This is a genomic window from Paracoccus sp. PAR01 (assembly GCF_014851995.1).
Lineage (GTDB): Bacteria > Pseudomonadota > Alphaproteobacteria > Rhodobacterales > Rhodobacteraceae > Paracoccus > Paracoccus litorisediminis.
Genome location: NZ_JACVAW010000001.1, coordinates 210,597 through 233,940, shown reverse-complemented (window position 1 = coordinate 233,940; position 23,344 = coordinate 210,597). Strand labels below are relative to the sequence as shown.

The following is a 23,344-nucleotide window of genomic DNA, read 5'->3' as shown; positions in this document are numbered from 1 at the left end:
ACGGGATCAGCCGTCAGAGGCCGCCTTGTTGCCGGGTTCTTCCGCGCCGTCCTGCTTTTCTGCCGCACCGTCGGCAGGGGCCGCAGTCGCCGCGCCTTCCGCAGGTGCTGCGGGCTTGCGCTCTTCGGGATTGACCGGCATGCCCGGCGCGATGCGTTGCACGCCCTCGACGATCAGGCGGTCGCCATCCTTGAGCCCTTCGCTGACGACCCAGTTATTGCCCATATCCTGAAGGATGGTCAGCTGGCGCTGTTCGACCAGCCCTTCGGCATTCGCCACCAACGCGATGGGCTGGCCGCGACGGTCGCGGCTGACGCCTTCCTGCGGGGCCAGCACCACGTCCTTGGCCTTGGCCTGCTGGATGATCGCCTGCACATACATGCCCGGCAGCAGGATATGGTCGGGATTGGCGAAGGACATGCGCAGGGTCATCACGCCGGTCGTCTCGTTCACATAGGGTTCGGCGGCGGTCAGCGTGCCGGTCTCGGCATAGTCCGAGCCATCGGCAAGGCGCAGCATCACCGTGCGTGAGGGCTGCTGGTCGGCGGGTTGGGTCATCACCTCGCGCCGCCAGCGAATGACCTCGGCGGCGGATTGGGTCACGTCGACATGGACGGGATCAAGGGTGCGGATCACTGCCAGAGGGGTGGCCTGACTGGCGGTAACCAGCGCGCCCTGACTGGTCTGGGCAAGGCCGATCTCGCCGTCCAGCTCGGCCCGGATGGTGGTGCGTTCAAGCTCGATCCGTGCGGTCTGCAATTGTGCCTCGGCCACTTTCACCGCGGCCTCGGCGGCATCGCGGGCGGCGATCGCGGCCTCGGTCGTGCTGACGCTGGCGACGCGACGGTCGCGAAGCTCACCGACGCGGGTCGCCTCGGAGCGGGCGTTCTGCGCCTGCGCAAGGGCTTGGGCGACGGCGGCCTCGGCCTGAGCCACGACAGCCTCATAGGTGGTCTTGTCGATCAGGAACAGCGGATCGCCGACCTTCACCCGGCGGCCTTCCTCGAACAGGCGCTGCGCGACGATGCCGTTGACTTGCGGGCGGACCTCGGCTTCGGCCGAGGCGGTGACGCGACCGGGCAGGGTGGTCGTCAGGGTCACGTCCTGCGCATGCAGGGTCACGACCGTCACCGTCGGCGGTGGGGCATCACCGCCCGGTTGCTGGGCAATCGCCGCCGCCGGGACGAAACCTGCCGCGATCGGCAGAAACAGGGAAATGGCGATCCGGCGCGTGAGCGCTGACATGTTCGTGCTCCGGGTGCTGGTGCTGACCTTTTCAGTAATAACGAATGTTTGAGCGGGATGATCAATCCCGAATCGAGACAGGCCGCGGTTCAACCCAATGTCATGCGCGACAATTTTGCCGATTGCCTGCGCACTGGGCCCAGTCGTAGCGACCAGCCGCAGGCTTGGCATGGGTATTTGAAAAACGAAGAAATTCCGGTGATCGGGCCGAGTGGCGCGGTTCGGTTCGGTTGTGAATTTGGGGTTGCAGCGGGCGCGCAGGTGATGCTATCGGATGCGCAGATGCGGGTGTAGCTCAATGGTAGAGCCGCAGCTTCCCAAGCTGATGACGAGGGTTCGATTCCCTTCACCCGCTCCAATTTCCCTGAATTTTGATCTGATTGCCGGCAGCTTGTCTGGCTGATTTAGCGCGGCATGTCGTGTTGCCGCGCGCAGGGTCAGCGCAGGCCCATTTCGGCCAGGGCGCGGGCAATGTCCGGGGGCAGGCTGGGTTCGGCGTCGCGGCCCGCGGGCAGGTCCGGCGGCGCGTCCGTGGCGTTCAGGTAGCGCCAGCCCTGAAAGGGGCGGCGGGGGGCGGCTGCCGTGCGGACCAGTTCGGGGTCGAGGACCAGTGCGCAGCGGCGGATGCCGTCCTCGCCCTCGACCTCTTCCAGCGCGAGGATGCGCTGGCGGGCCTGCATGACGCCCTTGAACACCCAGTAGATCGAGCCGCCGTCGAGGATCTCGGCCTCGCGCTTGGGCCACATGCGGGTGACGTGGCGGGCGGGACCGCCCTGCCAGCGGTGTTTCTGCCATTCGGCCAGTTCCGCCGGACTGTCGCAGCCGACGCAAAGCTTCATCAGGTGGAGGGTCTTGCTCATGCCTCAGATATATCCCGCGCGCGGGAATGTGCAACGCGTCCGCCTTGCACCCTGTGGATAAGGGGCGTAGGCCGCGTGGGATTTTCATAAAAACGAGGGGACCATGCCTGAGCCGGTCGCTATGCCTGAACGCAGGCAATCCCAATTTGAATTTGTCGCCATGCTGGCGCTGGTACTGGCCGTGATCGCATTCTCGATCGATTCGATGCTGCCGGCACTGCCCGAGATCGCGCAGGAATTGAGCCCGGACAACGTGAACCGGGCGCAACTGGTGCTGACGGCCTTTGTCGGCGGCATGGGCGTGGGCGTATTCCTTGCCGGGCCGCTGTCGGATGCCTTTGGGCGCAAGCCGATCATCACGCTGGGTTTCGGGATCTATGCGCTGGCCGCAATCGCCGCGATCTTTGCCAATTCGCTGGAAATGCTGCTGATCGCGCGATTCGTGCAGGGGCTGGGGGCCGCAGGGCCGCGGATCGTGTCGCAGGCGCTGGTGCGCGACCTGTATCAGGGCCGCGAAATGGCGCGGATCACCAGCTTCATCATGATGATTTTTATCCTTGTTCCGGCGATTGCGCCGTCGCTGGGGGCGGTGGTGATCCATTTCGTCGGCTGGCACGGGATCTTCGGGGCGTTTGTCCTGCTGGCGCTGGCTGGGTCGCTGTGGCTGAACCTGCGTCAGGATGAGACCCTGCCCCCGGCTCGCCGCCGTCCGCTGAATATGACCAATCTGGTCGCCTCGGCGCGCGAGGTGCTGGGCAACCGGCAGGTGCAGCTGGTGGCCATCGTGATGACGCTGGGCTTCGGGCAGATGTTTGCGCTGCTCAGTTCGGCGCAGCAGCTGTTCTCGGAGACCTATCACAAGGGCGCGCAATTCCCGCTGTGGTTCGCGGCCATGGCGCTGCTGTCGGGGATCGGGACGGTGCTGAACGCGCGCTACGTGCTGCGGTTGGGGATGCGGCGGATCGTGACCTATGCCTATGCGATGCAGGTCGTGGTGTCCTCGGTCATGGCGGTGCTGGTCATCGGCGACCTGCTGCCCGAGGCGTTGCGCTTTCCGGCCTTCTTTGTCTGGGCGGTCAGCGTCTTCTTTATGGCCGGGGTGACCTTTGGCAACCTGAACGCCATGGCGCTGCAGCGCATGGGGCATGTCGCGGGAATGGCGGCCTCGGTCATCGCGGCGGTCTCGACCATCGGGGCTGTGCTGATCGCGGCGCCGATCGGGCTGCTTTACGACGGCACGGCACGGCCGATCATCATGGCGACGCTGATATGTTCGGCGGCAGCCTTGTGGATGATGCGCAAGGTCGAGGAAGTCTGAAAACAAAGAGGGGCGCTGCATGCGCCCTTTTTCACATCTGACTTTTGGGAAGAAGTGGCAGCCCGTAGGGGAGTCGAACCCCTCTTTTCAGGTTGAAAACCTGACGTCCTAACCGATAGACGAACGGGCCACTTTCTGTTCTGCCGGGCTATGCCCTGCGGCGGTAGTCCTTCAGCAGAAGGCAAGGAAGTGGCAGCCCGTAGGGGAGTCGAACCCCTCTTTTCAGGTTGAAAACCTGACGTCCTAACCGATAGACGAACGGGCCACTTTCTTGTTCCGCCGGGCTATGCCCTGCGGCGTGGGGCGGTGTTTAGGTTAGCTTCCGGCGACCCGCAAGAGGTCTTTTCACGCTTTCTGTGGGTAAGTCGGATTTTCCGGACATGGCCGGAATCCAACGGGAAAACCGGCGGCGGAAAAGAAAAAACGCCGCGGATCGTGTCGATCCCGGCGTGAAGTCCTGTCAGAGACTGAAAGGAAGTGGCAGCCCGTAGGGGAGTCGAACCCCTCTTTTCAGGTTGAAAACCTGACGTCCTAACCGATAGACGAACGGGCCACTTTCTTATCCCGCCGGACAGTGCCCTGCGGTGTGGGGCGGTATTTAGGGCAGGTTCAGGGGGGCCGCAAGCAGAAAAGCGACTTCCCCGTAAAGTTTTTTCCGCGCCAGTTCAGAAAGTGTCAGATCACCTCGGCGGCGTCATCCAGACGCAGCCGCACCCGCTCGCGCCCGCCCCATTGCGACAGCTCCAGCTTGCCCGCCAGATGATAGCGCCGCCCCTTGGATTCCAGCAGGGCCGGACCCAGCGGGCCGGTCATCGCGCCCCATGCGACAGCCTCAAGCGGTTGGCTACCGGGACTGCGGAAACGCAGCCGCAGATGGGCGTCACCCATGGTCCCGGCACTGTCGATCAGCTGGTCGGCAAAAGCAAAGCGCGGGGCGGGAGCGGCCTGACCGAAGGGACCGGCACGGTCCAGCAACTGCATCAACTCAATCGTGGCACCGGCCGGGTCCATCAAGCCCGAGATCCGCAATTCGCCCGCGCCAGAACGCTCCGCCATCTCGCGCGCCAAAAGCTGCGACAGGCGCTCCATGGCCTCGGGGATCTTGGCTTCCTCGATGGTCAGGCCCGCGGCCATGGCGTGACCGCCGCCCTTCAGCAACAACCCTTCGGCTGCTAGGCGCTGGATGGCGCGGCCCAGATCGACACCGGGGACCGAGCGGGCCGAGCCCTTGCCGATCCCATGTTCGACCCCGATCACGACCGAGGGCAGGTTCATCGCCTCTTTGACGCGGGCGGCGACGATGCCGACGACGCCGGGATGCCAGCCTTCGCCAGCGGCCCATGCGACAAGGGTATCGCTGCCGCGTGCCTCGACCTGTGCCAGCGCGGCTTCGCGTACGGCGGCCTCGATGGCGCGGCGGTCGCGGTTCAGTTCATCCAGTTGCGTGGCCAGCCGCCCCGCCAAAGCGGTGTCGGTACAGGACAGGCAGAGCGCCCCAAGATCGGCCTTGCCGACCCGGCCGCCGGCATTGATGCGCGGCCCCAGCAGGAAGCCCAGATGAAAGGCGTTGGGCGCGGAATCGAGCCGCGCCACATCCGACAGCGCCACCAGGCCCGGACGCTCGCGCCGGGCCATTACGGTCAGGCCCTGCCGGACAAAGGCGCGGTTCACCCCGACCAGCGGCGCGACATCGGCCACCGTCGCCAGCGCCACCAGATCCAGCAGCCGGATCAGGTCGGGCTGGGCATGGCCGCCCTCGCGCAGCAGGCGGTTGCATTGCACCAGCGTCAGGAAGACCACGCCCGCCGCGCACAGATGCCCCAGCGCGCCATCCTCATCGGCGCGGTTGGGGTTCACCACGGCCAGCACGGGGGGCAGGGTTTCGCCGCCCTGGTGGTGGTCCAGCACGATCACGTCACGGGGAGCGGCGGCGGCAAGGGCCTCATGGCTCAGCGTGCCGCAATCGACGCAGATGATCAGGTCATGGTCGCGCGCCAGCCCGGTAATCGCGGGGACGTTCGGGCCGTAGCCCTCATCGATGCGGTCGGGAATGTATAGCGTCGCGTCCAGACCCTGCTGACGCAGCCAGTCGATCAGCAGCGCGGCGGACGATCCCCCGTCCACGTCGTAATCGGCAAAGATGGCGATGCGCTGACGACCCAAAGTGGCCGCGACGATGCGCTCGGCGGCTTTGCCCATGTCGCGCAGCGTCAGCGGATCGGGCAGCAGGTCGCGCAGCTTGGGATCAAGATAGGCCTGCGCCTCATGCGGGGCGACGCCGCGTGAGGCCAGAATGCGCGTCACCGGCAAGGGCAGGCGGCTGTCCTGGGCCAGCGCCTCGGCGGCGCGGTCAAGGGTGGCATCGGGACCACGCCAGAAGCGGCCGGTCAGCGAGGATTCGACGGAAAGAAAGGCGGTCATGGGATCTTGTCCCCCATGACCGCCCGGCGTTCAAGAGTGCAGTCCCGCGATTACTTGATCGGGTTGCGATAGATCATGCGGCGGACCGAACCGGTTTTCGAGCGCATGAGGATGGTTTCGGTCTGCAGGAAGCCCGGCTCGCGCTTGACGCCAGCCACGATCGAGCCGTTGGTGACGCCGGTCGCGGCAAAGATCACGTCGGCGGTGACCAGTTCGTCGCGCGAATAGATGCGGTCCAGATCGGTGATCCCGGCCTTGTAGGCGCGGCCCTTTTCGTCGTCGTTGCGGAACAGCAGTTTGCCCCACATCTGCCCGCCCATGCATTTCAGCGCGGATGCCGCCAAAACGCCCTCAGGGGCGCCGCCCGAGCCCATATACATGTCGATGCCGGTCAGCTCGGCTTCGGCGCAGTGGATGACGCCAGCGACGTCGCCATCGGTGATCAGGCGGATCGCAGCGCCGGTCGAGCGGACTTCGGCGATCAGGTCTTCGTGGCGGGGACGTTCCAGAATGCAAACGGTGATGTCGGTGTCTTGCACGCCACGGGCCTTGGCCAGCGCGCGGACACGCTCGGCGGGCGACATTTCAAGGCTGACCACGTCCTTGGCATAGCCCGGACCGATGGCCAGCTTTTCCATGTAGACGTCGGGGGCGTGCAGAAGCGTGCCGCGCGGTGCCATGGCGATCACGGTCAGCGCGTTCGGCATGTCCTTGGCGGTCAGCGTGGTGCCTTCCAGCGGGTCAAGGGCGATGTCCACTTCCGGGCCTTCGCCGGTGCCGACTTCCTCGCCGATATACAGCATCGGAGCTTCGTCGCGCTCGCCCTCGCCGATGACGACGACGCCCTTGATGTCCAGCATGTTCAGCTGTTCGCGCATGGCGTTCACGGCGGCCTGGTCGGCGGCCTTCTCGTCCCCGCGACCGATCAGACGGGCCGAAGCATGGGCGGCAGCCTCGCTGACGCGGGCCAGACCCAGAGACAGCATACGGTCATTGAAATCCTTGGGCGGGGTCATCGTGAAAATCCTTGTGATTACGTTTGGGAAGGCTTCTACGCGCCGGATTGTAACGGCTGCAAGGCTGGGTGCGCTAACGGCTCAGCTTTCCGCCAGTTCCAGCGCGAGTGCGTGGATTCGCGGCACAATGTCGCCCAATGTGCGATGCACCAGCCGATGCTGAGCGACACGGCCAAGCCCCGCGAATTGCGGGCTGGCGATGACGATGCGGAAATGCGTCTCGCCACCCTCGCGCCAGCCGCCATGGCCGCGATGGCCTTCGCTTTCATCAATAATCTCTAGCCGGGAGGGTTGAAGCTCACGCAGCCGTTCCTGCATCTCATCCGCAATCATCCGTTATGCCCCTTTCATGTCGCGCGAAATAATCTAAACTGCGTGTCCCGATCAGGACAAGGCAGGTATATGAGCAACAGCGACCCGTTCGGCTTCGACATTTCGGCGGCCTCGGACAAGAAAAAACGGTCCAAGGGACGTCGCGGCATGTCGGGCGCATTCGAGACCTCGACCCGCAGATGCGACAAGGACGGCTGCAATGAGCCGGGCCAATATCGCGCGCCCAAGAATCCGCGGAACCTCGACGATTACTTCTGGTTCTGCAAGGACCACGTGCGCGAATACAATGCCAACTGGAACTATTTCCAGGGCCAGTCCGAGGCCGAGTTCCAGGAGTTTCTGGACAATGCGACGGTCTGGGAACGTCCCACCAAGCCTTTCGGTCGGGCGGCGCAGGAACAGAAATGGGCCCGCCACGGCATCGACGATCCGCTGGAGATTCTGGGCGCCAACGGCACCAACCCCGAGCTGCGCACCAAGGCCACCCGCAAGCTGCCGCCGACCGAGCGCCGCGCGCTGGATATCCTTGAGGCAAAGGACAGCTGGACCCGCGCGGAAATCCGCAAGCAATACAAATCCCTGGTCAAGGATCTGCATCCCGACATGAACGGCGGCGACCGTTCGGACGAGGATCGCCTGCAGGAGGTCGTCTGGGCCTGGGACCAGATCAAGGATAGCCGCAGCTTCAAGGACTGAGGTGGTCAGGGGGCTTTGCCCCCGCGCGTTCCGCGCTCCCCCAGGATATTTAAGCAAGAAAGAAGGCCCGGAGCGCGAAGCTCGGGCCTTCTTTTTTGGGACTGGGCTTGGGTGGAAAAGGTCCGGGGGACCTTTTCCGAAGCCGAACGGGCGTAAAGCGCCCGGAGCCGAATTTACAGCTCGCGCTTGAGCGCGTCTGCCAGATCGGTGCGCTCCCACGAGAAACCGCCATCCGCCTCGGGCTGACGGCCGAAATGGCCGTAGGCGGCGGTGCGGCGGTAGATCGGGCGGCACAGGTCCAGATGCTCGCGGATGCCGCGCGGCGTCAGGTCCATGGCGCGCGAGATGGCGCGTTCGATCTCGGCCTCGGGGACCTCGCTGGTGCCGAAAGTGTCGGCATAGATCGACAGCGGTTTCGCCACGCCGATTGCATAGCTCAGCTGGATCACGCACTTACGGGCCAGACCTGCAGCAACCACATTCTTGGCCAGATAGCGCGCGGCATAGGCGGCCGAACGGTCAACCTTGGTCGGGTCCTTGCCCGAGAACGCGCCGCCGCCATGGGGGGCCGCGCCGCCATAGGTGTCGACGATGATCTTGCGCCCGGTCAGGCCGGCATCGCCATCGGGGCCGCCGATGACGAAGGTGCCGGTCGGGTTGACCCACCATTCGGTGTTCTCGGTCAGCCATTCGGCGGGCAGCACTTCGCGGATATAGGGCTCGACGATGGCGCGGATATCGTCCGAGGTCTGCTCGACATCCTTGTGCTGGTGCGACAGCACAAGGCTGGTGACCTCGACCGGGATGCCGTTTTCGTAACGCAGGCTGATCTGGGATTTCGCGTCGGGGCCCAGCATCGGCTCGGCGCCGGATTTGCGGGCCTCGGCCAGACGGCGCAGGATCGCGTGGGAATACTGGATCGGGGCGGGCATCAGCTCGGGGGTTTCATCGACGGCAAAGCCGAACATGATCCCCTGGTCGCCAGCGCCGTCGCGATCGACGCCCTGGCTGATATGGGCGGATTGCTCATGCAGGTAATTGTGGACGTGGCAGGTGTTCCAGTGGAACTTTTCCTGCTCGTAGCCAATGTCGCGGATGGTGTCGCGGGCGATCTGGCCGATGCGGCCCATGTATTCGCCCAGCTTCTTCTGGTCGGTCAGGCCGATCTCGCCGCCGATAACGACAGTTCCGGTGGTGGCGAAGGTTTCGCAGGCCACACGGGCGGCGGGGTCCTCGGCCAGCAGGGCGTCCAGCACCGCGTCCGAAATCTGGTCGCACAATTTGTCGGGGTGCCCCTCGGAGACTGATTCCGAGGTGAACACGTAATTCTGTCTGGCCATTGAAGTGCTCCGTTGGAAATACGCCGTCACGCCAGGAAGCCGTTGTGACGGTCAGAAAGGACCGATAGTTCAGCCCTTGCGGGCAGTCAACCTGCGATGCAGTGCCGCGCAGATCACGCATGCGAGGGCTGCAATTACCGCAGGCCAGTCGCCCCAGTGCGACCATGGCGTCGGCGGCAGGGCGGCGGGCAGGGCCGCGTCGATCCGTCCGCTCAGGTTCAGCCCCAGTGCTGCCCGCAGACCGCCCCGGGCGTCGATCACCGCCGAGATGCCGGTATTGGCCGCACGCATCAGGGGCAGCCCGCTTTCGATCGACCGCAGCCGTGCCTGTGCCAGATGTTGCCACGGGCCGGATAGATTGCCGAACCAACCGTCATTCGTAACCTGCAGCAACCAGCCCGGCCGGTCAGGACCAGAGACCAGATGCCGCGAGAACACGGCCTCGTAGCAGATCAGCGGCTGGACCGGGGGCAGCGCGCCATAGCGCATCACCGCCGGGCCATGTCCGGGCGAGTAGCCGAAACCGTGCTGCGCGGCAAAGGCGCGGATGCCAAAACGCGACAGCTGGTCCCCCCAAGGGGTGTATTCACCAAAGGGCACAAGGTGGAACTTGTCATAGACCGGGCCGATGCCTTGGGCGGAAAACTCGGTCAAGCTGTTGAAGTAACGCTCACCCTCGACGCGTTGGATGCCCAGGATGACCGGGTTGCCGACATAGGTCGAGATGTCCTGCGGCGCAGTTCCCGATTGCTCCAGCAGGAAGTTCACCGCGGTTTCCGGCCAGATCACCGCATCCGGCGCGGGGCGGTCGGTGTCGCGGGCTGCGGACAGCTCCATCAGGCGGCGAAAGAAGATCTCGGACCAATAAGGATCCCATTTCAGCGCCTGTGTGGCATTGGGCTGGATCAGGCGCAGGTGATGGTCGGTATCGGGCGGCAGAGGCTGCGACAGGCGGGCAAGGCCTGCGGTCCAAGCGGTGGCGATGACCAGCAGCGACAGCACGGCACCCGGCAGGGCGGCGCGCAGGGGCGGGCTGGAGCGCCAGAACAGGACGGGCAGGCAGGCTGCCAGCATGGTCAGCGCCGACAGCCCTAGCGCGCCGAAGGTGGCTGCGATCTGACCGGCGGGCGTTTCGATCCAGATATGACCGCTCAGTGCCCAGGGCAGGCCGGTGAAGATCCAGCCACGCAGCCAGTCAGACAGCACCATCAGCGCGGCAAAGGCTGCTGCCTGTCGTGCAAAACCGGGGGCGAGGCGGGCTGAAAGCCAGCCCGGAACCGCCCAGAAGATCGCTCCGCCTGCGGCCATGAAGATCAGGGCAAAGGGAGCCATCCAGCCATAGCGATCCGGCTCGATAAGGAAGGGCTCGACGATCCATGACATGGCGACGGCGAATTGGCCGAGACCGGCAATCAGCGCGTGCCATGCGGCTGCGCGAGGGCTGCGGGCGCGGGCGATGCGATGGCACAGGACAGCCAGTGCCGCGACGGTCAGGAACCACAGGTTCCATGGTGCCTGTCCAAGCGCCGCTATTGCGCCAAGCGCCAGATCGAATGCCAAAGACCGAAGCGGCGGGCGGCCGCTCCGGTCATGGAGTTGGTGTTCTGCCACGGCGGGCATGGGCCGAAATCAGGCCTCGGCGGTGGTGTTGTCCGCGACGGGCTGCGCGGCCTCGGTCGCCGCAGCCTTGGGCTTGCGGGTCCGGGGTTTGCGCGCGGCCGGGGCCTTGGGCTCGGCCTTGGCGGTGGCCTTGCGGGCCGCCGGTTTGCGCTTGGGCTTGACTACCTCGCCTTCGGCTGCCGGAGCATCGGTCGCCACGGGAGCGGCCTCGATCTGTTCTGCAGCAGTGGTTTCGGCCTTGGCCTTGGTTGCGCGCGGCTTGCGGCTGCGCGCAGGCTTTTTCGCGGGCGCTTCGGCCTCGATGGTCTCTACTGCCGGTGCGATCCCAGCGGCAACAGGCGCTTCGACGGCGGCTTCGGGCAAGACCACGGTTTCGACCGGCGCGGGTGCGCTGTCTTTGGGCGCGGATTTACGCGAGCGGCTGCGCTTGGGCTTGCCTGCCGGTTCGGCAGAAACCGGAGTGGCGACCGGCGCGGTTTGCGCGACCGGTGCAACTTCGACAACGACCGGAGCCTCGGCTGCGGGCTTGGCCGGTGCGGCCTGAGGCTCGTCGAATTGGTCGAACAATGCCGGACGGAAGCTGCGGGTCATGAATTCGGGAACGTGGTCGCCCATACCCATGACGGCGTTGCGGTCAGGGCGGCGGTCGTCCCGACGCTCGTGACCGCGGTCATGGCTACGCTCGCGGCGCTCCTGGCGGTCATCCCGACGATCTTCGCGGCGCTCCTCACGACGTTCTTCCCGGCGCTCCTCGCGACGTTCCTCACGGGCGGGGCGGGGCTCGACGGCGGCTTTGACTTCGACCGGCTGCTGCGGACGCTGCTCGCTATCGTCGCGGCGGCCGCGACGGTCACGGGTGCGTTCGCCACGACGGCTACCGGTTTCACGCGGTGCACGCGGCGCATTCTGCGCGGCCGAGGACAGCGTGAACCCTTCGGGGATTTCAGCGCGGGGCAGGGTCTGTTTGACCAGCGACTCAATAGCGGTGAGGTATTTTTCGTCCATGGGCGTCGAGATCGAGATGGCCGTGCCAAGGCGTCCGGCCCGGCCGGTGCGGCCGATGCGGTGGACGTAATCTTCGGCATGCGAGGGCAGGTCAAAGTTGAAGACGTGGCTGACGGCGGGAATATCCAGTCCGCGCGCGGCAACGTCCGAGGCCACGAGGAAGCGCAGCTTGCCCTCGCGGAAATCGTCCAGCGTCGCCATGCGGTGGCGCTGGTCCAGATCGCCATGGATCGGAGCGGCGTCAAAACCATGCGCTTTCAGCGACTTGGCGACGATATCCACATCCGTCTTGCGGTTGCAGAAGATGATGGCGTTCTTCAGTTCCTCACCCTCGGCGCGGATCATGGCGCGCAGCAGTTCACGCTTCTGCTTGGCCGATTGGTCGCGACGGGTGGGCGTGATCTCGACCAGCTTCTGGGTGATGGTTTCGCTGGTGGTGGCCTGACGCGCGACCTCGATCCGCTCGGGCGAATGCAGGAAGGTGTCGGTGATACGCTCAATTTCCGGGGCCATGGTGGCGCTGAAGAACAGCGTCTGGCGGGTAAAGGGCGTCAGCTGGAAGATGCGCTCGATATCGGGGATGAAGCCCATGTCCAGCATCCGGTCGGCTTCGTCGACGACCATGATCTGCACACCAGTCAGCAGCAGCTTGCCGCGTTCGAAATGGTCCAGAAGGCGACCCGGAGTCGCGATCAGCACGTCGACGCCACGGTCGATCAGCTTGTCCTGTTCGTTGAAGCTGACGCCGCCGATCAGCAGCGCCTTGGTCAGGCGGGTATGCTTGGCATAGACGTCGAAGTTCTCGGCGACCTGTGCAGCCAGTTCACGCGTCGGGCACAGCACGAGGCTGCGCGGCATCCGCGCCCGCGCCCGGCCACGGCCCAGAAGCGTGATCATCGGCAGGGTGAAGCTGGCGGTCTTGCCGGTGCCGGTCTGGGCGATGCCCAGCACGTCGCGACCTTCAAGCGCGGGCGGAATCGCCCCGGCCTGAATCGGCGTGGGGGTTTCGTAGCCCGCCTCGATGACGGCTTTCAGAACCTTGGGGTCCAGCTTCAGATCGGTAAACTTGGTCATTCGGGGCTTTCGTGTAAACGCGCAGAATGTTTACTGCGCTGGTCCTGCGTCCATCGCCGTGAACGGGCCCTGCTTCTATTCGAAGGTCCGAAAACGACGGTTCGGGACGCAATCTCCGCACGCCCCTCGCCTTGTCTGCCGGATGCAGACGGCTGTGGACCTAACCGAAATCGGGCGGCGCGTCAATCTGATCGCAGATTTTCCGTGACTGCCACGACGGGACAGAACATCTTGGGCGGTGGTTCGGACCGCAGGTCTGCCTGTCGCGAGGATTTGGATGGCTGCCGAGATTGCCGGGCTGAGCCCGATGGAGGCTTTTGCAATCGTCGGAATTGCCGGGATCGGGGCGCAATGGCTGGCATGGCGTTTCCGCATCCCGGCGATTGTGCTGATGCTGGCTACGGGCCTGCTACTGGGCCCGGTCACCGGGTTTTTCGTGCCCTCACGCGATATCGGTCCGCTGCTGGAGCCGATGATCTCGCTTGCCGTGGCGATCATCCTGTTCGAGGGTGGGCTGACGCTGAACTTCCGCGAATTGCACGATGCCAAGGCCGCCGTCCGGCATCTGGTCTATATCGGCGCGCCGCTGGGCTGGGCGCTGTCGGCCCTGGCGCTGAACCGGATCGCCGGCCTGCAATGGGAGGCGGCGATCGTCTTTGGCGGCATCATGATCGTGACCGGTCCCACCGTCATCGCACCGCTGCTGCGTCAGGCGCGGCTGCAACCCCGCCCCGCACAGGCCCTGCAATGGGAGGCCATCGTCAACGACGCGCTTGGCGGGCTGGCCGCAGTGCTGGCGCTGCTGGTGGTGCTGGTCGGCCATCAGAACCTGGGCGGGGCGGAAGCCTTGTGGAAGCTGATCTCGGGCGTGGGTTTTGCGTTGGCCTTGGGTCTTGCCGCCGGGGCGGGGATCGTCACGGCGTTCCGCCGCAATCTGGTCCCCGAATACATGAAGGTGCCGCTGCTGTTCGTCACCGTGCTGGGTGCCTTTACCGGGGCCAATGCCGTTCTGGATGAAAGCGGCCTGCTGACGGTGACGGTCATGGGCCTGCTGATCGCCAATGCCAACCTGCCCAGCTACACCGAAATCCACCGCTTCAAGGAAAGCGCCACGATCCTGCTGGTATCGGGCGTGTTCATCCTGCTGGGCGCGGGCTTCCGGTTCGAGACCCTGCAACTGCTGGACTGGCGCGCCGTGGCATTCGTGCTGTCGGTGATCCTGATCGTGCGCCCCCTGACGGTCTATGTGGCTTTGATCGGGACCGGGCTGCCTTGGCGGGAAAAGGCGCTGATCGCATTCACCGGCCCGCGCGGGGTGGTGCTGGTCGCGATCTCGGGGATATTTGCCGAAAGGCTGGTCGCCGAAGGGATCGCGGATGGGGCGCTGCTGGTGCCGCTGGCCTTTGTGCTGGTGGTGGCGACGGTGGTGCTGCATGGCTTCACGCTGGGGCCGATGGCGCGATGGCTGGGGCTGGCCTCGGGCGACAGGCCGGGGCTGATCATTGTCGGCGGCTCCGAATTCTCGACCGGTTTGGCGCAGGCATTGGAAAAGGCCGGGGTAGATGTGGTGATCGTCGACCCGAACCGCAGCCGCCTGCTGTCGGCGCGCCACGCCGGGCTGAAATACTATTATGGCGACATCCTGTCCGAGGCCGCAGAAACAAGTGTCGGCCTTGTCGCCTATAACGCGCTGCTCTCGGCTTCGGACAATGATGCCTATAACACGCTGGTGGCGACCGACCTGACCCCCGAACTGGGCCGCGACGCGATCTGGCAGGTGACGCGCGAAAAGGACGAGGTTGCCCGCTATGCCCTGCCCATTCAGCTTGGGGGGCAGGGGATCAGCGGCGGTCGGACACTCTCGCAATATCTGGCGCTGCTGGAGGCGGGCTGGCGGTTCCGCACCACGCGGCTGACGGCGGAATACACGCTGGCGCATTGGCGCGAGAGCCGGGCGGGGTCCATTCCGCTGGCCGTGGTCGATCGCGGCAAGGTGGCTTTTGTTTCGGACGAGGCGCGGATCGTGGCGCGCGCGGGCAGCCGGATCATTGCGCTGGCCCCGCCCGACGCGCCCGAGGTCGAGCGTAGGGACGAAAGCGAAGCCGATGCAGGCACACCCACCGGCCTGCCTGCCGGTATGGTCTGTCTGGGGCGCACACCCGAAGATACGCGCACAATCTTTGCCAATATGGGCAACCCGCGCCCACCCGCCGAGCAGCCGCGATGATTGGTGCGGTTGACGGCCCCCAAGCGCAGGCGGTATCCCGCAGCGAATTTACGGATGGATGCGATGAACCTCTTTTCGGATATCCGCGCGCTCGTGATCGACGCGCTGGCCCAGATGGAACTGGCGGGCGAGCTGCCCGCGGGTCTCGAAACCGCTGCCGTGACGGTCGAGCCGCCGCGAGACGCCGCCCATGGTGACATGGCGACCAATGCCGCCATGGTGCTGGCCAAGCCCGCCGGAAAGAAGCCGCGCGAGATCGCCGAGGCGCTGGCCGCCCGGCTGGCCGCCGATCCCCGCATCACCGCGGCTGATGTCGCTGGTCCGGGCTTTCTGAACCTGCGCCTTGCGCCGTCCGAATGGCAGGGCGTGCTGCGCGCCGCGCTGGGCGAAGGCGCCGATTTCGGGCGTTCGGAACTGGGCAAGGGCACCAAGATCAACGTCGAGTTTGTCAGCGCCAACCCGACCGGCCCGATGCATGTCGGCCATACCCGCGGCGCCGTCTTTGGCGATGCGCTGGCCTCGCTGCTGGATTTCGCCGGCTATGACGTCACCCGCGAATATTACATCAACGACGGCGGCGCGCAGGTCGATGTGCTGGCGCGCTCGGCCTATGAACGCTACCGCGAGGCGAACGGGCTGGAGCCCGAAATCCGCGAGGGGCTTTATCCCGGCGATTACCTGATCCCGGTCGGCGAGGCGCTCAAGGAAAAATACGGCGACAGCCTGCTGGACAAGCCGGAATCCGACTGGCTGGTCGAGGTGCGCGATTTCGCATCGGCGCGGATGATGGACATGATCCGTCAGGATCTGGCGCTGCTCAACGTCCATATGGATGTCTTCAGCAGCGAAAAGGCGCTGTACGGCACGGGCCGCATCGAAGCCGCCATCGACCGTCTGCGCGAAGCCGGACTGATCTATGAGGGCACGCTGGAGCCGCCGAAGGGCAAAACCCCCGAGGATTGGGAACCGCGCAAGCAGACGCTGTTCCGCTCGACCGCGCATGGCGATGACGTGGACCGCCCGGTGATGAAATCGGACGGGGCATGGACCTATTTCGCGCCCGACATCGCCTATCACTGGGACAAGATCGACCGTGGCTTCGACCAGTTGATCGACGTGTTCGGCGCGGACCATGGCGGCTATGTCAAGCGCATGACGGCTGCCGTCGCCGCGCTGTCGGATGGCCGCGTGCCGCTGGACGTCAAGCTGATCCAGCTGGTGAAGCTGTTCAAGAACGGCGAGCCCTTCAAGATGTCGAAGCGCGCCGGGACCTTTGTCACGCTGCGCGACGTCGTCGAACAGGCGGGCGCCGATGTGACCCGTTTCCACATGCTGACCCGCAAGAACGACGCGGCGCTGGATTTCGACTTTGACAAGGTGCTGGAGCAGTCCAAGGACAACCCGGTCTGGTATGTGCAATACGCCAATGCCCGCATCAATTCGGTGCTGAACAAGGCAACCGAAGGCGGCGTTGCGACCGACGACGCGTCCCTTGCTGGCGCCGATCTGGCCCTGCTGAGCCATCCGGCCGAACTGGAAATGGCCCGGAAAGTTGCCGAATGGCCACGCACGGTTGAAATCGCTGCCCGGGCTCATGAGCCGCACAGGATTGCGTTCTATCTGTATGATATCGCCTCGGAACTTCATTCGCTGTGGAATCGCGGCAATGATGAGCTGTCCTTGCGCTTCGTGCAGGATGGCGATCCTGCCGCAACTGCCGCGAAAATCGCGCTGGCGCGGTCCGTCGGCGTTGTCATTTCGGCGGGCCTTGCTATCTTGGGCGTGACCCCGGCCAAAGAGATGCGCTGAAAACAGCGTCCTGCCGGTGTCGAGCAGTGCAACGACAGACACCGGGCAAACCGGCAGGCAGGCAGGAATGGCAATCGTAGACTTCCGCTCCGGCGGTTTTCAGGGCGCGCAGCCGCAACGCTATGCGCAGGATTTCCCCTATGGCCAGGACGCGCAGAATTCCGGCTACCAGGAAGAGTGGCAGGAAGAGGACTGGGACGATCCCCGCTATGCCGATGCGCATCGCGGGGTCGCGACCGAGCCGCAGACGCTGCTGGCGCGGATCTCGCGGCTGACCCATTACCTTGGCGCGCTGGTTTCCGTGGGGTTGATCATCATCCTTGCGGTCTGGGCGTTCAAGCTGGCGGTCCGGGATGTGTCCGGCGTGCCGGTCATCCGCTCGATGCAGGGCGAGGCGCGCACCGCCCCCACTGATCCGGGCGGGGAACTGACCGACCGCACCGGGCTGGCCGTGAACGGCGTTGCCGCCGGAAACGCCGCCAAGGTCGCTGACAAGGTGGCGATTGCCCCGGTTGCGACCGGGCTTGAAACGCAGGATCTGGCCATGGGCGAATTCGGCGCGACTGCGCAGAAGCCGGCCAATCCCGTCGAACTGCCGCTGCTGGACGACACCGCCCGCGTCATCCCCCTGCCGGATGGCGAGGCGGCTGCTTTGGCGGAATCGACGATCGAACCCGATGAGGCGATCGACACCGCCGTGATCTCGGACGTGCCCGCCGCTGGCGAAGCCCCGGTGAACGAGGTTCTGACCGATCTGGCCGGGCGCGAAACCCAGGATGTCGCGATCAATCAGGCCCTGGCCGAGGCGAATGCCATGGTTCCGGTCCCGGTCGCTGCGGCGGTGCAGGAATCGCCCCGCCCCGCGCCGCGTCCGCGCCGTGTTGCCAGCGCCCAGACCGTCGCCACCGACGCAGCGCCTGTTGTCGCCGCCAGCCGCCCCGCACCCGAACCGGCTGCCGCCGAGGAACCGGCGCCTGCCAAGGTCGCCTCGGGTTCGGCCATGGTCCAGATCGGCGCCTTTGACAGCGATGCGCTGGCCAAGGGCGAATGGAAGCGTGTTGCGGGCAAGTTCGGCGGTCTTTTCGACGGCAAGTCCCGCATCGTGCAGGAAGCGCAAAGCGGTGGCCGTACCTTCTGGCGTCTGCGCGCGGGTGGCTTTGCATCCAAGGACGAGGCACGCAAGTTCTGCGCGGCCCTGATCGCGGGCGGCATCGACTGTATCCCGGCAACGGCGAAGTAAGCACAATGACCAATGCGACGATTCTTGGCGGTATCGCCGGGCCCGACCTTTCCGCGGCCGAGCGCGATTTCTTTCGCGCTGCCGATCCTTGGGGTTTCATCCTGTTCGGGCGCAATATCGACACGCCCGAACGCCTGCGCCGCCTGACCTCGGACCTGCGCGACGCGGTGGGCCGTGACGCTCCGGTGCTGATCGATCAGGAAGGCGGGCGTGTGCAACGTATGCGCGCGCCGCATTGGACCGATTGGCCCGCGCCGCTGGATCAGGCCGCGAATGGCGACCGTGCGATCTGGCTGCACCATCATCTGATGGCGCGCGAGCTGCGCGAGATGGGGATCGATTCGGATTGCGCACCGGTTCTGGACATTGCGCGCGAGGATACCCATCCTTTCCTGCGCAACCGCTGCCTTGGCACGGATGCGCAAAGCGTCATCCGACTGGGCCGGATCGCCGCCGATGCGATGCTGGCGGCGGGCGTCTTGCCGGTCATCAAGCACATGCCGGGCCATGGCCGGGCGCGGGTGGACAGCCACAAGAACCTGCCGGTGGTCGATGCCACGCTGGATGAGCTGGACCAGACCGACTTCGCGCCCTTCCGCGCGCTTTCGGACCTGCCGATGGCGATGACCGCGCATATCCGCTTCACCGCCGTGGATGAGGCTCCGACGACGGCTTCGGCCCCGATGATTGCGATGATCCGCAAGGGGATCGGCTTTGAAGGGCTGCTGATGTCGGACGATATCGGCATGGAGGCGCTGTCGGGCACGCCCGCTGAACGCGCTGCGGCGACCATCGCGGCGGGTTGTGATCTGGTCCTGTCCTGCAATGAGACATTGGCCCAGATGGAAAGCATCGTCGCTGCGGCGGGTGCGGCTTCAGCCGATACACTGCGCCGTGGGGCGCGGGCCTTGGCGCTGCGGCAGCCCGCAGATGTGCTCGAAACTGCGGATATGCGTGCCGAATTGCGTGCGCTTGGCGGGCTGGCCGCGTAAGATTGACTTGGCCGACCCGATGCCCGATTCTCGGCCGACACAATCGGCCTGAATTGAAATGACCAAAGTTCCCTATCTGACGCCCGTTCCCGACGAGGAATTGCCGGGCCAGCCCGAGCCATCGCCGGTGGTCGGGCCTGACGACGTTGCCCAACGGCAGGCCGATGAGGTGCTGCGCGTCGATGTCTCGGGCTTCGAAGGCCCGCTGGACCTGCTGCTGACGCTGTCGCGCATGCAGAAGGTGGACCTGATGCAGGTCTCGGTCCTAGAGCTGGCCGACCAGTATCTGGCCTTTGTCGAGCAAGCCCGCGAGCTGCGCATCGAACTGGCAGCCGATTACCTTGTCATGGCGGCTTGGCTGGCCTTCCTGAAGTCGCGCCTGCTGCTGCCGCCCGATCCCGAAACCGAAGGCCCCTCGGCCGAGGACATGGCCGCGCATCTGGCCTTCCAGCTGGAACGGCTGCAAGCCATGCGAGAGGCCGCCGCGCGGTTGATGGCGCGGGACCGGCTGGGGCATCAACGCTTCGCACGTGGCGCGCCGGAAACCGTCACCCGCACCCGGAAGGTCGCATGGCAGGCGACCCTGATCGACCTGATGCGGGCCTATGCGCGGCTGCGGACCAAGGATGAGTTCCGCCCCTTCGCCTTTGACCGCCAGAACGTCTTTACCATGGAACAGGCGCTGGATCGCGTGCGCGGCATGATCGGCTATGTCGGCGACTGGACCACGCTGGCCTCATTTCTGCCCGAGGGGTGGGACGGCGATCCCGCCCGCGTCCGATCGGCCACCGCCGCGACCTTTGCCGCGACACTGGAACTGGCCCGGCAGGGCCGTATCGAACTGCGCCAGTCCGAAACCTTCGCCCCCATCACCATCCGCAGGCGCACCGAATGACCCAATCCGAAACCCTCGCCCCCGAGGCCAATCTGTCGCTTCTGGAGCAGGAGCGCATGGTCGAGGCCGTGCTGTTCGCCAGCGCCGGTCCGATGACGCTGCGCGAGATCGCGGGCCGCCTGCCAGATGGCTGCGATGTCCCGGTGGCGCTGGAAAGCCTGCGCGCCCGCTATGAAGGCCGCGGCGTGCAACTGTCCCGCACCGGTGAGAACTGGGCCTTTCGCACCGCCGCCGATCTGGCTTTCCTGATGAAGGAATCCAGCACCGAGAGCCGGGGCCTGTCGCGTGCTGCGACCGAGACATTGGCGATCATCGCCTATCACCAGCCCGTCACCCGCACCGAAATCGAAGAAATCCGCGGGGTTGCCGTCAGTCGTGGCACGCTGGATCACCTGATTGAGCTCGATTGGGTTCGGGTCGGGCGTCGGCGTCAAACGCCGGGAAGGCCTGTGACTTTTGTCGTGACCGAAACTTTCCTTGACCATTTCGGGTTGGAAAGTGCGCGCGATCTGCCGGGGCTGGCCGAGTTGCGCGCCGCGGGCCTGCTGGAATCGCGCCCGCCGGGCGAAGCGGCGGCGTTGATGGCCCTGCGCGACGATGACGATGACGTGCCGCTGGACGAACCTGCGGCCGAAGATCTGTTCGAGGACGAATAGACGATGAACCTGAACCAGTTTTTCAACATGCTCAGCCGCATGATCACCCACAGGCTGCTGAACTGGGGGATCAACAAGGGCATCCGCCAGATGAATTCCAGTGGTGGCAAGCAGACCGTCCAGCAGCGGCAACGCGAAAAGGCGACACGGCAGATGGTGAAGCGCGCGCGGCAGGCGGCGCGCATCACTCGCAGGTTCGGGCGTTAATCCGCCCGGAACTGCTTGGCCAGTTTCAGCCCCTGACCCTGATAGTTCGAGGCGATGCCGGTGCCGTAAAGCCGCTCGGGCAGGGCGGCCATGCGCTCATAGACCAGACGACCGACGACCTGACCATGTTCCAGCGCGAAGGGGGCCTCGTGGCAGCGCACCTCAAGGACGCCGCGCGCGCCGTGACCGGCTGCACCATGGCCGAAGCCCGGATCGAAGAAGCCCGCGTAATGGACGCGGAACTCACCGACCATGGCCAGATAGGGAGCCATCTCGGCGGCATATTCGGGGGGGATCGCCACAGCCTCGCGGCTGACAAGGATATAGAAGGCGCCGGGGTCCAGAATCAGCTGCCCGTCGCGGGTGCGAAGTTCATCCCAGAAATCTGAGGCACGATAGGCGCCGATCCGGTCCAGATCGATCACGCCGCTATGCGGACGGGCGCGGTAGCCGACCAGATCGCCCTGTTCGGGACGCAGATCGACCGAGAAACCCAAGCCTTCGTCGATCAGCGCCTCGCCCGTGACCAGCGGTTCGCGGGCGTGCAGCGCGCGCAGGTCGGTATCCGACAGTACCGCCTGACCCTGACGCAGCCGCAACTGGTTCAACCGCATGCCGGGGCGGACCAGAACCGAGAAGCTGCGCGGGCAAATCTCGGCATAGATCGGGCCGTCATAGCCTTCGGGCAGGCGGTCGAACTCGGTGCCTTCGTCGGTGATCAGCCGGGTCAGCAGGTCCAGCCGTCCGGTCGAGGATTTCGCATTGGCGACCGCATCAAGCCCGGTGGGCAGCGACAGCCGCTCCATCAGCGGGACCAGATAGACGCAGCCTTTTTCCAGCACGGCGCCGTCCGACAGGTCCATGCGATGCATCTCGAAATCGGCCAGACGCTCACTGACCTTGCGGCCACGACCGGCCAGGAACGAGGCGCGCAGCCGCCATGCCGTCGTGCCAAGACGCAAATCAAGGCTGGCGGGTTGGATCTGTTCGGGAAGAATCGGACGTTCGGCCGTAATGCAGCCGGTTTCGATCAGTTGGCGCAGGGCATGGTCGGGAAGGACACCGTTCACGAAACATCCTTTAGAAAAGGGGAAGCGCCCATCCCCGGAAAGGGATGGGCGCTTTCGGAATGGTCGGGCCGGAGAGATTCGAACTCTCGGCCTTCCGCCCCCCAGACGGACGCGCTAACCAGGCTGCGCCACGGCCCGACGAGGGTCATATAGAGTGAAGCGGGCAGGCAGCACAAGGGGAAGAAGGCGGAAAAATGGGGATAAGTTCGCGATGCGCGAAAAAATATCCCGCGAGGCAGGAAGTCATGAAAAAACATGGGGCTAGAGCGCAGAGCTCAGCCGGTCGCGCAGACCTGCCGCGCCAGCGGGCAGCGAAGATTTCTGGTTCTCAAGTTGCCGCAACGCATGCGAAGTGGCGCAAAGCCGTGCTAGCCAATCCTGTGCCGTGGCAGGCGAGCGTTCGGCGAAAAGCGGCAATGATTCGAAATCGCGCGCCGGTTTGCGCCTTGGCGCAGCGGCACGGGTGACGTCGATCGGCGCAACCGGAGTTGGCGCAATCTCGGGGGCGGTATCGGCTGCGGGCTGGGGCGGGGCGGAAAGCAACTCTCCCAGACGCGATGCGCCGATGCGGCGCACGCTGGCACCGCGATCCGAGGTGATCAGCCGCTTGGCCCCGCGGATGCTAAGGCCTTCTTCGCGCATGACCTGACACAGGCCGGCGACCAGACGCACATCGTCAGGACGGTAATAACGCCGGCCATCGCCGCGCTTGACCGGCGATAGCTGGCTGAATTGCGTTTCCCAATAGCGCAGGACATGCGGCGCGACGCCAACGAGGCGGGAAACCTCGCCGATAGAACGAAAGGCGTCGGGCGACTTATCCATCAGCTACCGTTTTTATTTCCGGCTGCAACCCGATCCTTCATCAGGTGCGAGGGACGGAAGGAAAGCACGCGGCGGGGGGTGATCGGAACCTCTTCCCCGGTCTTGGGATTGCGGCCGATACGCTCATTCTTGTCGCGGACCGAGAATGTGCCAAAGGACGAAATCTTGACCTGTTCGCCCCGGACAAGGGCGTCCGAGATATGCCCCAGCACGCTTTCGACCAATTGGGCCGATTCGTGACGGGACAGGCCAACTTCGCGGAAGACGGCCTCGGCCAGGTCCATGCGGGTCAGGGTGGATTCGCTCATCAGGGAAACCTCTCTCTTGTAGCAAGGATGATTTTTTTGCGGCGACCTGTCAACCAGCAGCCCCCGCCATCGGTTCCCAAATGGCGGAATTCATTCGTCTTATTCTGGATTGTTGCCATTTCCCGGGCAGGAACGCGGTTTGAAAACGTCCCAAGCGCACCTATCTTGGTACGGATCGGCGATGACG

20 protein-coding genes, 5 tRNA genes, 1 pseudogene and 1 riboswitch are annotated in these 23,344 nt (G+C 65.2%); of the genes and pseudogenes, 11 read left to right on the top strand and 15 right to left on the bottom strand.

Going from position 1 to position 23,344, the window contains the following annotated elements; translation table 11 throughout:
- Nucleotides 1-6: 6 nt before the first annotated feature.
- A complete protein-coding gene (locus IB235_RS01225) occupies nucleotides 7-1,245 on the bottom strand; it encodes an efflux RND transporter periplasmic adaptor subunit (RefSeq protein ID WP_192334928.1) in 1,239 nt (412 codons plus the stop codon).
- A 57-nt stretch (nucleotides 1,246-1,302) separates the two neighbouring features.
- Here IB235_RS01225 and IB235_RS01220 point away from each other — a divergent pair, with 57 nt between their 5' ends.
- Nucleotides 1,303-1,539: a hypothetical protein gene (locus tag IB235_RS01220; protein WP_192334925.1), complete on the top strand. Its 237-nt coding sequence runs from the start codon at nucleotides 1,303-1,305 to the stop codon at nucleotides 1,537-1,539.
- Nucleotides 1,530-1,603, top strand: a tRNA-Gly gene (locus IB235_RS01215). The genes IB235_RS01220 and IB235_RS01215 overlap by 10 nt, the downstream gene beginning before the upstream one ends.
- 79 nt (nucleotides 1,604-1,682) lie before the next feature.
- Here IB235_RS01215 and IB235_RS01210 read toward each other — a convergent pair.
- On the bottom strand, nucleotides 1,683-2,105 hold the full coding sequence (locus IB235_RS01210) for a DUF1489 family protein (protein WP_192334923.1): 423 nt from the start codon (nucleotides 2,103-2,105) through the stop codon (nucleotides 1,683-1,685).
- Nucleotides 2,106-2,208: 103 nt separating this feature from the next.
- Here IB235_RS01210 and IB235_RS01205 point away from each other — a divergent pair, with 103 nt between their 5' ends.
- Nucleotides 2,209-3,423: a multidrug effflux MFS transporter gene (locus IB235_RS01205; protein WP_192334919.1), complete on the top strand. Its 1,215-nt coding sequence runs from the start codon at nucleotides 2,209-2,211 to the stop codon at nucleotides 3,421-3,423.
- 55 nt (nucleotides 3,424-3,478) lie between these two features.
- On the opposite strand, the gene IB235_RS01200 is transcribed toward IB235_RS01205, so the two are convergent.
- The 6 genes from IB235_RS01200 to IB235_RS01175 form a co-directional block, all read right to left on the bottom strand.
- Nucleotides 3,479-3,553: transfer RNA gene (locus IB235_RS01200), tRNA-Glu, on the bottom strand.
- A 60-nt stretch (nucleotides 3,554-3,613) separates the two neighbouring features.
- A tRNA-Glu gene (locus IB235_RS01195) sits at nucleotides 3,614-3,688 on the bottom strand.
- Between the two features lie 213 nt (nucleotides 3,689-3,901).
- Nucleotides 3,902-3,976 (bottom strand) — tRNA-Glu (locus IB235_RS01190).
- 122 nt (nucleotides 3,977-4,098) lie between these two features.
- On the bottom strand, nucleotides 4,099-5,844 hold the full coding sequence (gene recJ, locus IB235_RS01185; RefSeq protein ID WP_192334916.1) for a single-stranded-DNA-specific exonuclease RecJ: 1,746 nt from the start codon (nucleotides 5,842-5,844) through the stop codon (nucleotides 4,099-4,101).
- Between the two features lie 50 nt (nucleotides 5,845-5,894).
- Nucleotides 5,895-6,860, bottom strand: a complete 966-nt coding sequence (glpX, locus tag IB235_RS01180) for a class II fructose-bisphosphatase (protein ID WP_155037779.1) — start codon at nucleotides 6,858-6,860, stop codon at nucleotides 5,895-5,897.
- A gap of 81 nt (nucleotides 6,861-6,941) precedes the next feature.
- A complete protein-coding gene (locus tag IB235_RS01175; protein ID WP_155037778.1) occupies nucleotides 6,942-7,193 on the bottom strand; it encodes a BolA family transcriptional regulator in 252 nt (83 codons plus the stop codon).
- A 69-nt stretch (nucleotides 7,194-7,262) separates the two neighbouring features.
- On the opposite strand from IB235_RS01175, the gene IB235_RS01170 reads away from it, so the two are divergent.
- On the top strand, nucleotides 7,263-7,889 hold the full coding sequence (locus tag IB235_RS01170; RefSeq protein ID WP_155037777.1) for a J domain-containing protein: 627 nt from the start codon (nucleotides 7,263-7,265) through the stop codon (nucleotides 7,887-7,889).
- A 173-nt stretch (nucleotides 7,890-8,062) separates the two neighbouring features.
- Here IB235_RS01170 and metK read toward each other — a convergent pair whose 3' ends face one another.
- From metK to IB235_RS01155, 3 genes and pseudogenes are all read right to left on the bottom strand, one after another.
- Nucleotides 8,063-9,229 carry a methionine adenosyltransferase gene (metK, locus tag IB235_RS01165; protein ID WP_155037776.1) on the bottom strand — a complete coding sequence of 389 codons (1,167 nt, stop codon included), beginning with the start codon at nucleotides 9,227-9,229 and terminating at the stop codon, nucleotides 8,063-8,065.
- A 5-nt stretch (nucleotides 9,230-9,234) separates the two neighbouring features.
- A riboswitch (SAM-SAH riboswitch) is annotated at nucleotides 9,235-9,283 on the bottom strand.
- Between the two features lie 15 nt (nucleotides 9,284-9,298).
- Nucleotides 9,299-10,789, bottom strand: a complete 1,491-nt coding sequence (gene lnt, locus IB235_RS01160; RefSeq protein WP_225612010.1) for an apolipoprotein N-acyltransferase — start codon at nucleotides 10,787-10,789, stop codon at nucleotides 9,299-9,301.
- 573 nt (nucleotides 10,790-11,362) lie between these two features.
- A pseudogene (locus tag IB235_RS01155) lies at nucleotides 11,363-12,928 on the bottom strand (DEAD/DEAH box helicase); the annotation flags it as partial.
- Between the two features lie 277 nt (nucleotides 12,929-13,205).
- Here IB235_RS01155 and IB235_RS01150 point away from each other — a divergent pair.
- The 7 genes from IB235_RS01150 (at nucleotide 13,206) to IB235_RS01120 (ending at nucleotide 20,954) form a co-directional block, all read left to right on the top strand.
- Complete coding sequence (locus IB235_RS01150; protein ID WP_192334907.1) at nucleotides 13,206-15,155, top strand: sodium:proton antiporter; 1,950 nt, start codon at nucleotides 13,206-13,208, stop codon at nucleotides 15,153-15,155.
- Between the two features lie 63 nt (nucleotides 15,156-15,218).
- Nucleotides 15,219-16,964 carry an arginine--tRNA ligase gene (argS, locus tag IB235_RS01145; protein ID WP_192334904.1) on the top strand — a complete coding sequence of 582 codons (1,746 nt, stop codon included), beginning with the start codon at nucleotides 15,219-15,221 and terminating at the stop codon, nucleotides 16,962-16,964.
- A gap of 67 nt (nucleotides 16,965-17,031) precedes the next feature.
- A complete protein-coding gene (locus tag IB235_RS01140; RefSeq protein WP_192334900.1) occupies nucleotides 17,032-18,204 on the top strand; it encodes an SPOR domain-containing protein in 1,173 nt (390 codons plus the stop codon).
- Between the two features lie 5 nt (nucleotides 18,205-18,209).
- The gene (locus IB235_RS01135; RefSeq protein WP_192334896.1) at nucleotides 18,210-19,196 is read left to right on the top strand and encodes a glycoside hydrolase family 3 protein; all 987 of its coding nucleotides are present in this window, start codon (nucleotides 18,210-18,212) and stop codon (nucleotides 19,194-19,196) included.
- 58 nt (nucleotides 19,197-19,254) lie between these two features.
- Nucleotides 19,255-20,091 (top strand): ScpA family protein, encoded by an 837-nt coding sequence (locus tag IB235_RS01130; RefSeq protein ID WP_192334893.1) that lies wholly within the window; start codon nucleotides 19,255-19,257, stop codon nucleotides 20,089-20,091.
- Nucleotides 20,088-20,747, top strand: a complete 660-nt coding sequence (gene scpB / locus IB235_RS01125) for an SMC-Scp complex subunit ScpB (protein WP_192334890.1) — start codon at nucleotides 20,088-20,090, stop codon at nucleotides 20,745-20,747. Before IB235_RS01130 ends, scpB begins: the two co-directional genes overlap by 4 nt.
- A gap of 3 nt (nucleotides 20,748-20,750) precedes the next feature.
- Nucleotides 20,751-20,954, top strand: coding sequence for a hypothetical protein (locus IB235_RS01120; protein WP_155037767.1), 204 nt, complete (start codon nucleotides 20,751-20,753; stop codon nucleotides 20,952-20,954).
- On the opposite strand, the gene IB235_RS01115 is transcribed toward IB235_RS01120, so the two are convergent.
- The 4 genes from IB235_RS01115 to ihfA all read right to left on the bottom strand — a co-directional run bounded on the left by IB235_RS01115 (nucleotide 20,951) and on the right by ihfA (nucleotide 23,157).
- Complete coding sequence (locus IB235_RS01115) at nucleotides 20,951-22,024, bottom strand: 2'-deoxycytidine 5'-triphosphate deaminase (protein ID WP_192334887.1); 1,074 nt, start codon at nucleotides 22,022-22,024, stop codon at nucleotides 20,951-20,953. The genes IB235_RS01120 and IB235_RS01115 overlap by 4 nt on opposite strands.
- 60 nt (nucleotides 22,025-22,084) lie before the next feature.
- A tRNA-Pro gene (locus tag IB235_RS01110) sits at nucleotides 22,085-22,162 on the bottom strand.
- A gap of 123 nt (nucleotides 22,163-22,285) precedes the next feature.
- A complete protein-coding gene (locus tag IB235_RS01105) occupies nucleotides 22,286-22,849 on the bottom strand; it encodes a MerR family transcriptional regulator (RefSeq protein WP_192334883.1) in 564 nt (187 codons plus the stop codon).
- The gene (gene ihfA, locus IB235_RS01100; RefSeq protein WP_155037765.1) at nucleotides 22,849-23,157 is read right to left on the bottom strand and encodes an integration host factor subunit alpha; all 309 of its coding nucleotides are present in this window, start codon (nucleotides 23,155-23,157) and stop codon (nucleotides 22,849-22,851) included. The genes IB235_RS01105 and ihfA overlap by 1 nt, the downstream gene beginning before the upstream one ends.
- Between the last annotated feature and the right edge of the window lie 187 nt (nucleotides 23,158-23,344).

Coding starts and splice junctions, on each gene's coding strand:
- IB235_RS01225 (WP_192334928.1), bottom strand. CDS start 1,245: ATGTCAGCGCTCACGCGCCGGATCGCCATTTCCCTGTTTCTGCCGATC.
- IB235_RS01220 (WP_192334925.1), top strand. CDS start 1,303: ATGATCAATCCCGAATCGAGACAGGCCGCGGTTCAACCCAATGTCATG.
- IB235_RS01210 (WP_192334923.1), bottom strand. CDS start 2,105: ATGAGCAAGACCCTCCACCTGATGAAGCTTTGCGTCGGCTGCGACAGT.
- IB235_RS01205 (WP_192334919.1), top strand. CDS start 2,209: ATGCCTGAGCCGGTCGCTATGCCTGAACGCAGGCAATCCCAATTTGAA.
- recJ (WP_192334916.1), bottom strand. CDS start 5,844: ATGACCGCCTTTCTTTCCGTCGAATCCTCGCTGACCGGCCGCTTCTGG.
- glpX (WP_155037779.1), bottom strand. CDS start 6,860: ATGACCCCGCCCAAGGATTTCAATGACCGTATGCTGTCTCTGGGTCTG.
- IB235_RS01175 (WP_155037778.1), bottom strand. CDS start 7,193: ATGATTGCGGATGAGATGCAGGAACGGCTGCGTGAGCTTCAACCCTCC.
- IB235_RS01170 (WP_155037777.1), top strand. CDS start 7,263: ATGAGCAACAGCGACCCGTTCGGCTTCGACATTTCGGCGGCCTCGGAC.
- metK (WP_155037776.1), bottom strand. CDS start 9,229: ATGGCCAGACAGAATTACGTGTTCACCTCGGAATCAGTCTCCGAGGGG.
- IB235_RS01150 (WP_192334907.1), top strand. CDS start 13,206: ATGGCTGCCGAGATTGCCGGGCTGAGCCCGATGGAGGCTTTTGCAATC.
- argS (WP_192334904.1), top strand. CDS start 15,219: ATGAACCTCTTTTCGGATATCCGCGCGCTCGTGATCGACGCGCTGGCC.
- IB235_RS01140 (WP_192334900.1), top strand. CDS start 17,032: ATGGCAATCGTAGACTTCCGCTCCGGCGGTTTTCAGGGCGCGCAGCCG.
- IB235_RS01135 (WP_192334896.1), top strand. CDS start 18,210: ATGACCAATGCGACGATTCTTGGCGGTATCGCCGGGCCCGACCTTTCC.
- IB235_RS01130 (WP_192334893.1), top strand. CDS start 19,255: ATGACCAAAGTTCCCTATCTGACGCCCGTTCCCGACGAGGAATTGCCG.
- scpB (WP_192334890.1), top strand. CDS start 20,088: ATGACCCAATCCGAAACCCTCGCCCCCGAGGCCAATCTGTCGCTTCTG.
- IB235_RS01120 (WP_155037767.1), top strand. CDS start 20,751: ATGAACCTGAACCAGTTTTTCAACATGCTCAGCCGCATGATCACCCAC.
- IB235_RS01105 (WP_192334883.1), bottom strand. CDS start 22,849: ATGGATAAGTCGCCCGACGCCTTTCGTTCTATCGGCGAGGTTTCCCGC.
- ihfA (WP_155037765.1), bottom strand. CDS start 23,157: ATGAGCGAATCCACCCTGACCCGCATGGACCTGGCCGAGGCCGTCTTC.